The following is a 6,362-nucleotide window of genomic DNA, read 5'->3' on the forward strand; positions in this document are numbered from 1 at the left end:
GAAGAGTATGAAGCATTTCGCTACGTCCGTCAACACCTTCTTTTTACTGCATCGCCGTTTCCGGTGATCCTCAACTGCCGCATTTGACTGCGCCTCATTGGGGAGGCGAACTATAGCAAAGCCACTCACGGGCAGCAAGCTTTATTTCAGCAATTCTGCAACCGCCATGCCGACATCCGTCGTACTGGCGCTGCCCCCCATGTCCGGCGTACGCGGACCATGCTCGAGCACCTGCTCGATGGCGCGCACAATCGCATCATGCGCCGCCGTGTAATTGGCATCGCCATTGCCGAGGAAGTCCAGCATCATGGCGCCCGACCAGATCATGCCGATCGGATTGGCGATATTCTGGCCATAGATATCGGGTGCGGAACCGTGCACCGGCTCGAAAACGGAAGGAAAAGTGCGCTCCGGATTGATATTGGCCGACGGTGCGATGGCAATCGTCCCCGTGCAGGCGGGCCCCAGGTCGGACAGGATGTCGCCAAACAGATTCGAAGCGACCACCACGTCGAAACGTTCGGGGCTCAATACAAAGCGGGCCGCCAGGATGTCGATATGGTATTTATCCCAGCGGACATCGGGAAAGCTCGGGCTCATGGCTTCCACCCGCTCATCCCAATACGGCATGCTGATGGCGATGCCATTCGATTTCGTGGCCGATGTCAGGTGTTTTTTAGGCCGGCTTTGCGCCAGCTCAAACGCATACTTCAGGATACGGTCGACACCCTTGCGCGTAAAAACGGATTCCTGCAGCACCGTTTCGCGCTCCGTCCCCTCGAACATGCGCCCGCCCACGGATGAATACTCTCCTTCCGTATTTTCACGCACCACATAAAAATCGATATCGCCCGGCTTTTTATTCGCCAGCGGGCACGGCACACCAGGCATCAAGCGCACGGGACGCAGATTCACGTATTCGTCGAATTCGCGGCGGAATTTCAACAGCGAACCCCATAAGGAGATGTGGTCGGGCACCTTGTCCGGCCAGCCCACGGCGCCAAAATAGATGGCGTCGAAATCCTTGAGCTGGGCAAACCAGTCCGAGGGCATCATTTGCCCGTGTTCCAGGTAATAGTCGCAATTGGCCCATGCCATCGTCGTGAACTGCAGGTCGATATTGAAACGGCGCGCGGCGGCCTCGACGACACGCAGCCCTTCCGGCATGACTTCATTGCCGATGCCGTCGCCGGCGATGACTGCGATTCGGTGTGTGGGCATGGGGTTCTCCTGTTATAGATAGATGCTAGATGGATGCATTGATGATACTGGCACCGCATGAGAATACAATCGGGTAATTCATAACCCAAGTATTCACATTTCGTGGTCAATCAATGAAACATACGCCGCTGCTGGAAGACTTACGCCTGTTTTGCCAGGTTGCCCATAAAACCAGCTTCGCCGGCACAGCCTTGGAACTGGGCATTTCCAAGGCCGTCGTCAGCAAGCGCATCGGCATGCTGGAAGCGGCGCTGCAAGTACGTTTGCTGCACCGGACCACTCGCCGGGTCAGCGTCACCGATCACGGCGAGATCGTGCGGCAATGGGCGCAACGCATCCTGGAAGATGTCGAGCAAATGGGTGAAGCGGTAGCGCAGTCGAAACTGCAGCCGCAAGGCGTGCTGCGCATCTGCTCCAGTTCCGGATTCGGACGCAACCGGCTCGGTCCAGCCCTATCCCAGCTGGCACGGCAGTACCCAGGCCTGAAAATACAGCTGGAATTGCTCGACCGGCCCGTCGACCTGCTGGGCGAAGGTTTCGATCTCGACATTCGCATCGGCGTGGTCCATGAACCGGACCTGATCGCCCACCGTATTGCTAGCAACCAACGCGTACTGTGCGCCGCGCCCGCCTACCTGGCACGACGCGGAACGCCGGACACCCTGGCGCAGTTGCGCGAGCATGACTGCATCGTCATTCGCGAACGCGACCAGGATGGGCGGCGCTGGAAACTGCAGGGACCGCAAGGAGTGGAAACGGTGAAGGTCGACGGACCGCTCTCGGCCAACAATGGCGAGATCGTCCATCAATGGGCGCTGGATGGCCACGGCATCATCTTGCGTTCGGCATGGAATGTGGAAAGCAGCCTGGCGCAAGGCAAGCTGGTGCGCATTTTGCCCGCGTATAAGCAGGCGGCCGACGTGTGGGCGGTGACCACCTCGCGGCTGTCGAACTCGGCCAAGGTCAGGGCCTGCGTGCAGTGTCTGGAGCAGTGGCTGCAAGCCCGTGCCTGATAATCGACACCAGGTATCTACACCAGGCGCGCCACATCCGGATACAGGCGCGCCAAGGTATCGGAGGTGATGGACGACAGGAGGGGCAGCACGCGCTCGGCGGCTTGCTCCGGCGACTTTTCCCGGCGCACGTCTTTCCACAGCTCGGCCAGAGCAGCGTCATGGCGCGCTACCGCCTGCTCGACCTCATCCTGCCAGAAGGCCGGCGCCTCGCTTTCGACAAAGTTGCCGCGGCCACGGCCAAAGTGCGCCACCGCCAGGTAACGCAGCACGCCCGCCACTACCAAGGTCCGCAAAAAGGCATCGGTAAATTGCATCGTGGGCTCATTGCGGTCCGTACCTGAATTAAAACCCCAGGCTGCGCCGGCAAACGTCAGCGCGCCGACCACGCCGCCAAGCAAGGCCCCCGTACCCAAGGTCAAGCCGCCGGAAATCAGGTCGGCCGATAGCCCCGTCGCGGCACCGGAAATCATGGCGCCCAAGAGCCCCGCTTGCGCCTTGTCGATCGGCGCGCGCACGGCGAAATTTTCCCGTATCCGGCTATTAATCTTATGCGCGTCGGTCGGATCGAGTTTGTGCAAGATCAACAGTTCACGCGTAGTCACGCTGCTGTGCGTATTGAGGCGCGCCACCAGGCTGGCCATGGCCTTTTCTTGGCGTTGCTGCTCTGCATTCTTGCCGATCCCCACGACCTGCAAGGCCGATTTCAGCAAACCCCTGGACGCCGGCTCGATGGCCTCGCGATCTTGCCCAGCCACGGCCAGCTGCGTAGCCAGCAAATGCATGGCCTGCTGGAAACGCGCCGTATTTTGTGTTTGCCAGGTAGCAAATAACCGCGCGTAGCCAGCTTGCTGTGACTGCGGTAACAATTTACCCACGGCTTCGTAAAACACGCGCTCATGTACCCAGCAGCGGGCAAAGGCATCGAGCGCCAGGACGTCGCGCACGATCGGATACTGCTGCAAATGCTCGCGCCAGCGCGCCTGCTCACCGTGCTCCTCATTACCCGGACGCGGCGGTCCCATCTGATTGAGCAAGACCACCACCGGCTTGTCCAGCCAGGCGAGGATTTTCATTTCCGCCGGCAAGTAGCCCGCGTCCCGGGGATTTTCAGAGGAGTTGACCAGGTACAGCACCACGTCGGCAGAGTCCTTGGCCGTGCGCAACGCTTGCTGGCTGAGCCAGAACGGGCGGTCGCGATAACGGTCCAGCACTTCGCGCAGGAACCAGCCGATGGGATTGCCGGACTGCCCCAGGCGCTTGAGCAGGCGCACGGAGTCGCCGAAGCCTGGCGTATCCCATAATTGCAGGGCATCACCCTGCGGTGTCGCCAGCAAGGTATGCGATTCCGCAAACACGGTCACGTGGGCGGCGTCGCGCACTTCGCCGATATCCACACCCACCAGGGTACGCGCCAGTGTCGTCTTGCCATTGTTCGTGTGCGAAATCAGCGCGAACTGAATCTGCACCGCATCATCCTGCACTTCTTTATTCACATTCACACTCATGCTGCTGCCGATACTTTCAGCCCGACACCAGCATCGAGCGGGTGCAAGGCAGGATTGAGTAAATTGACCAGGGTGGCCGTGGTTTTGTGGAACTGGCAGAATTGCTGCCACAAGGCGACTCGTTCCGCCAGGCGCGCGCCATTATCCACCTGCTCGCCCACGCGCTCCAGATAGCTGGACTCGTCGATCAGGACGGCGATGCCACGTGTCGACGATTGCACCAGGTAATCGAGGAAGGCGCCATGATTTTCCTTTTCCGGCGTCGCCGTCAGGTTGAACAGCACGGCCGTGATATTGACTTGCGGATCATTCAGGTCCGTGCCGCGCAGAACGTCCTGCGGCTCTTCGCCATACGACGTCGACGGACGCAGCATCATGCGCCCTTGCTCGCCGAACAGCATGATGGACAACTGGCCCAGGCCCTTGTGGCGCGCCTCATCGACAGTAAAGCTGTATGGCAAGACGCGCAGCATGCCGCCCGTGGCCACGCCGATGCTTTCATTGAGCTTGCGGAAATACGGTTGATCGAGATCCAACGGGAAGTGCCTGGTCAGGCGCGCGGCGCGCCAATTATTGAGCAATGCCAGGATCAGGCGGGGAACGACCACCAGCAGGAAAATCGTTGCCGCATACAAATGCACCCAGCGCGCGCCACCTTCGACGGTCGTCGTTTGCGGGAAACGCAGCGCTTCGATTTCCGCCAGCGAAAAGCCTTGCAAATGAAACAGGGCAATAGCCGGCGCAAACAGGGTTGAAAGCAGGCTGTGCACCTGGCCGGCACTCAAAAAGGTGCTTTCCCAACCAGCTGCGTATTGCGACAGGAAACCGCGCGCATACAACGAGGCGACGGCGCCGATGGCAAACATGGCGGCGCTCAAGTGGATGGTACGGCTCAGGCGCGCGGCCGTCAGCTTGGCGCTCAGGTGCGCCCATTCCCCCATGAAGCTGAGCAAACCCGAGGACAAAGCGTGCGGCAACTTGCGCGGCAAGGCCAGGCGGCCCACGCTCAGGTGGCGCACCAGCCCTGCTTTCGGCCAGCCGAGGGAATGCGAGGGGATGCATAGCCAGATCAGCAAGCCCAGGTAGACCAGTACGTTCCACGCAATGATCAGCAGCAAGGGCGCCGACAGCAGATCCACGCGATGGGGATCCGTGATGCGGTCGAGCCCGGCGCCCAGCAGCAGGGCCAACAAGGGCAAGGCCAGCGCCAGGGCTTTCATGCCGTTACGGCGTTTCGCGAAAGCGGCGAAGGCAGGCGTGCGTTCGGTGATGCGCTTGAGGATCAGTTCGGAGCGCTGCTGCAGGAAATCGTCACCCGTCACTTCGGCCTGCTTGCCCGAAGCTTGCCACTGCGCAAGCTCACGCGCGCTGCGGCTGGCATACATGCGGTCATCCTCGCTGAGGACTTCTTTTTTCTGGTCGGCCGTCTCGATAGCACGGACCAATACCACTTCTCTCGCAATCTGCTCGTTCATGGTGCTCCTGTTTTTGTATGAAACGACAACTAGACAGGCAGATTGTGACGTACTTTTATGTTTCAGGCCAACGCGTCCTCGGCCTGGAGCAGATTATGCAGCAGATATATCAGGAAAGAGGCGATCCAGGCAGACCACAAGGTGTGCGTGAAAAATTGCGTACCTTGCAACTGTTGCTGCCAGCCTGCCGCCAAACCGCACAGCAGCATGACGCCAGCGAGCAAAAACGCCGTGCGTGGCCGTCCGGGCAGGCAAAACAATGGCAAGGCCAGCATCCACCAGGCAGTGTTCGCCTGCATGGTGGGCAGGCAAACCATGGCAGATGCATTGGCGGGCAATGTTTCCAGCAGGCGCGTGTATGGCGCCAGTCCGCCATAGCGCAGCAAATCCGTGGGGCAAGGCACATCGCTGAAAGAAGAGAGCAAGTAAATGCTTAGCGGCACCAAGACGACCGACAGGGCCACGACGCGCAAGGCGCTGCGGCGTGAGGCCAGCCGAGCCAGCGGATGCAAGGTGTCCCAGATAGCCAGGCAGATCATGGCGCAGCCAAGCGAGATCATGCCGAGCTGGAAATTGCCCGCCCACGCGCTGCCCGTGCCGGCAAATTGCCCACGCGTCCCGTCGAACATGCTGTCGGCGATCATGAGATCGAGGTTGCTGTAATTGCCGATCCAGAGTATCAGCATGGCCGACAGCATCAAGACGCTATCGATGCCTTTGGGAGTTTTGACGAGTTTAAGCTTGGCCAACATGGATGCACACATTTACTTGATGGGATGAAAGGGACTGGCCACCCAAGGGCAGCAGCCATGCAAGCCATCGTACAGTGTGAATATGAAGAGAACATGACGGTGCCCGCAGTTAGCAACATGGGCCGGGCAAGATAGGCATTTTTGCGGCACACTTCCCCCCGCAAAAAGCGCTCGCGAGCTATAACTTCGCGCAACTTCGCCGTACGCACGACAAAAAGCGCGCACCGGGCAAAACCGCCAGACGTAAAAAAACCCCAACCGGATCACCGGAGGGGTTTTTTCGAATAACAAGCCTGACGATAACCTACTTTCACACTGGTTGCAGCACTATCATCGGCGCAAAGTTGTTTCACGGTCCTGTTCGGGATGGGAAGGGGTGGGACCAACTTGCTA

Annotated in this window: 5 protein-coding genes and 1 rRNA gene; 1 reads left to right on the forward strand and 5 read right to left on the reverse strand. The window is 59.7% G+C overall.

What is annotated here, in order from left to right; genetic code table 11:
• Positions 1–141 precede the first annotated feature (141 nt).
• Positions 142–1,221 (reverse strand): tartrate dehydrogenase, encoded by a 1,080-nt coding sequence (locus O3300_RS28335; RefSeq protein ID WP_289900655.1) that lies wholly within the window; start codon positions 1,219–1,221, stop codon positions 142–144.
• Positions 1,222–1,334: 113 nt separating this feature from the next.
• Here O3300_RS28335 and O3300_RS28340 point away from each other — a divergent pair, with 113 nt between their 5' ends.
• The gene (locus O3300_RS28340; protein WP_305054756.1) at positions 1,335–2,234 is read left to right on the forward strand and encodes a LysR family transcriptional regulator; all 900 of its coding nucleotides are present in this window, start codon (positions 1,335–1,337) and stop codon (positions 2,232–2,234) included.
• A gap of 17 nt (positions 2,235–2,251) precedes the next feature.
• On the opposite strand, the gene O3300_RS28345 is transcribed toward O3300_RS28340, so the two are convergent.
• From O3300_RS28345 to rrf, 4 genes are all read right to left on the reverse strand, one after another.
• The gene (locus O3300_RS28345; protein ID WP_305054757.1) at positions 2,252–3,742 is read right to left on the reverse strand and encodes a DUF3482 domain-containing protein; all 1,491 of its coding nucleotides are present in this window, start codon (positions 3,740–3,742) and stop codon (positions 2,252–2,254) included.
• The gene (locus tag O3300_RS28350; protein WP_305054758.1) at positions 3,739–5,217 is read right to left on the reverse strand and encodes a DUF2868 domain-containing protein; all 1,479 of its coding nucleotides are present in this window, start codon (positions 5,215–5,217) and stop codon (positions 3,739–3,741) included. The genes O3300_RS28345 and O3300_RS28350 overlap by 4 nt, the downstream gene beginning before the upstream one ends.
• A 62-nt stretch (positions 5,218–5,279) precedes the next feature.
• Positions 5,280–5,969: an acid phosphatase gene (locus O3300_RS28355; protein WP_305054759.1), complete on the reverse strand. Its 690-nt coding sequence runs from the start codon at positions 5,967–5,969 to the stop codon at positions 5,280–5,282.
• Positions 5,970–6,260: 291 nt separating this feature from the next.
• Positions 6,261–6,362: ribosomal RNA gene (rrf, locus tag O3300_RS28360) — 5S ribosomal RNA — on the reverse strand; the annotation flags it as partial.

Origin of the sequence: Janthinobacterium sp. SUN206 (assembly GCF_030587305.1) — a bacterium.
Taxonomy (GTDB): domain Bacteria; phylum Pseudomonadota; class Gammaproteobacteria; order Burkholderiales; family Burkholderiaceae_D; genus Janthinobacterium; species Janthinobacterium kumbetense.

Excerpts from the sequence above, each read along its gene's own strand:
- O3300_RS28335 (WP_289900655.1), bottom strand. The coding sequence starts at position 1,221 with ATGCCCACACACCGAATCGCAGTCATCGCCGGCGACGGCATCGGCAAT.
- O3300_RS28340 (WP_305054756.1), top strand. The coding sequence starts at position 1,335 with ATGAAACATACGCCGCTGCTGGAAGACTTACGCCTGTTTTGCCAGGTT.
- O3300_RS28345 (WP_305054757.1), bottom strand. The coding sequence starts at position 3,742 with ATGAGTGTGAATGTGAATAAAGAAGTGCAGGATGATGCGGTGCAGATT.
- O3300_RS28350 (WP_305054758.1), bottom strand. The coding sequence starts at position 5,217 with ATGAACGAGCAGATTGCGAGAGAAGTGGTATTGGTCCGTGCTATCGAG.
- O3300_RS28355 (WP_305054759.1), bottom strand. The coding sequence starts at position 5,969 with ATGTTGGCCAAGCTTAAACTCGTCAAAACTCCCAAAGGCATCGATAGC.